General features: G+C 64.3%; 2 protein-coding genes. Both read left to right on the forward strand.

Going from position 1 to position 2,605, the window contains the following annotated elements; translation table 11 throughout:
* A partial coding sequence (gene yidC, locus WA702_RS07660) for a membrane protein insertase YidC (protein WP_425109925.1) occupies positions 1-1,692 on the forward strand: 1,692 nt, incomplete at its 5' end.
* A gap of 176 nt (positions 1,693-1,868) precedes the next feature.
* Positions 1,869-2,525, forward strand: a complete 657-nt coding sequence (yihA, locus tag WA702_RS07665) for a ribosome biogenesis GTP-binding protein YihA/YsxC (protein ID WP_425109926.1) — start codon at positions 1,869-1,871, stop codon at positions 2,523-2,525.
* The last annotated feature ends 80 nt before the right edge of the window (positions 2,526-2,605 follow it).

The following is a 2,605-nucleotide window of genomic DNA, read 5'->3' on the forward strand; positions in this document are numbered from 1 at the left end:
CCCAGTGCGCCAGCCGGCACCGCGCCCGTCCCCTCCGGCATCGTCGTGACCCGTGATGCCGCCATCGCCGCCAGCCCGCGCGTCAAGATCGACACGCCGCGGATTTCCGGCAGCATCGCGCTGAAGGGCGCGCGCATCGACGACATCTCGCTGGTGCAGTTCCGCGACACCGTCGATCCGACCTCGCCATCGATCGTGCTGTTCTCGCCATCGGACACCGCCAGCCCCTATTACGCCGAGTTCGACTGGACCAGCGCGGCCGGCTCGAACGTGAAGGTGCCGGACCAGAACACCCAGTGGCAGCAGGACGGCTCCAACGCGCTGACTCCGTCGACGCCGGTCAAGCTCAGCTATGACAATGGCCAGGGCGTGGTCTTCCACCGCACCATCTCGATCGACGACCATTATTTGTTCACGGTCAAGGACGACGTCAGCAACACGAGCGGCGCGCCGGTGACGCTGTATCCCTATGGCCTGATCTCACGCGGCGGCACCCCGCCGGTGTCCGGCTATTCGATCCTGCATGAAGGCTTCATCGGCTATCTCGGCGACAAGGGCCTGCAGGAGCTGACCTACAAGAATGTCGACGGCGGCGAACCGCTGCCCGACAAGCCGTCCTCGAAGGGCACCGCGTTCTCGAACATCACCGACGGCTGGCTCGGCATTACCGACAAATACTGGGCGGCGGCGCTGCTGCCCGAGACCGACCAGACCTTGCTGAACGCGCATTTCTCCTCCGGCGGCGCGCAGCGGCGCTATCAGGCCGACTACATGCTGCCCGCGCAGACGATCGCGAGCGGCGCCACCACCTCGGTCTCTTCGCGGCTTTTCGCCGGCGCCAAGGAAGCCAGCGTCGTCGGCCTCAACTTTCCGGTCGGCGGCTTCGGCGGCTACAATCAGGCGCTCGGCCTCAACCATTTCGATCTTCTGATCGACTGGGGCCACTTCTACTTCCTGACCAAGCCGATGTTCCTGGCGCTGGACTTCTTCTACCATCTGGTCGGCAATTTCGGCCTCGCCATCCTGCTGGTGACCGTGCTGGTGAAGCTCTTGTTCTTCCCGCTGGCCAACAAATCCTACGCCTCGATGGCGAAGATGAAGTCGGTCCAGCCGCAGCTCGCTGCCCTGAAAGAGCGCTATCCAGACGACAAGATGAAGCAGCAGCAGGAGATGATGGCGATCTACAAAAAGGAGAAGATCAACCCGATCGCAGGCTGCCTGCCGGTGGCGCTGCAGATCCCGGTGTTCTTCTCTCTCTACAAGGTCCTGTTCGTCACCATCGAGATGCGGCACGCGCCCTTCTACGGCTGGATCAAGGACCTCTCCTCGCCGGATCCGACCAATTTGTTCACCTTGTTCGGCCTGCTGCATTACGACCCGACGCAGCTGCCGATGGTCGGCCATTATCTCGCGCTTGGCATCTGGCCGCTCATCATGGGCGTCACGATGTGGTTCCAGATGAAGCTGAACCCGACGCCGCCGGATCCGACCCAGCAGCTCATCTTCAACTGGATGCCGCTGATCTTCACCTTCATGCTCGCGGGCTTCCCGGCCGGTCTCGTGATCTACTGGGCCTGGAACAACACGCTGTCGGTGCTGCAGCAGAGCTTCATCATGCGCCGCAACGGCGTGAAGGTGGAGTTGTTCGACAACATCCGCGGCACCTTCGGCGGTAAAAAAAAAGCGGCGTGACGACGAGTAAGGCGGCGTAGCGAACGAGGCGGCCTGAGATGTGGCCGTCATTGCGAGGAGCGCAGCGGACGAAGCAATCCAGACTTCCTTCCTGACTCTGGATTGCTTCCGCCGTCGCCCTTCCGGCTATGGCGGACACGTCGCTTCGCTCGCAATGACGCGGAGAGAAATTTTCCATGACCGGCGCTGACACCGACGACCGCCTGATCGAGCAGGGCCGAAAACTGTTCGCCGGGCAGTGGACGTTCATCTGGGCCTCGCCCTCGATCGAGACCTTGCCGCCGATGGGACCGATCGAGATCGCCTTTGCCGGCCGCTCCAATGTCGGCAAGTCGAGCCTGATCAACGCGCTGACCGGCCAGACCACTTTGGCGCGGACGTCGCATACGCCAGGCCGCACCCAGGAGCTGATCTTCTTCGTGGGGCCGGAGCACACGCCGCTGCGGCTGGTCGACATGCCCGGCTACGGCTACGCCTCGGCGCCCAAGACCAAGGTCGCGTCCTGGACCACGCTGATCCACCAGTTCCTGCTGGGGCGCGCGACGCTCGCCCGCGTCTATGTGCTGATCGATTCCCGGCACGGGCTGAAGGACGTCGACCGCGAGATCCTGGCGACGCTCGACAAATCCGCCGTCAGCTACCAGATCGTCCTGACCAAGGCCGACCAGGTCAAGCCGGGCGAGCTCGCGACCCGCATCACCGAGACCGAGGCAGAGCTCGCCAAGCATCCGGCGGCGTTTCCCCAGGTGCTGTCGACCTCCTCGCGCGCCGGCAACGGCATGGCCGAATTGCGCGCGGCAATCGCGCGGCTATTGAACGAGCGCGGCGCGTGAGCCGAGCGTTCCGCATCCCGATCGCGGCCGCCGGGTTGCTGGGCGCGTTGGGCGTCGCCGTCGCCGCGATGGCCGCACAC

The sequence above is a fragment of the Bradyrhizobium sp. genome, assembly GCF_049798375.1.
GTDB lineage: Bacteria > Pseudomonadota > Alphaproteobacteria > Rhizobiales > Xanthobacteraceae > Bradyrhizobium.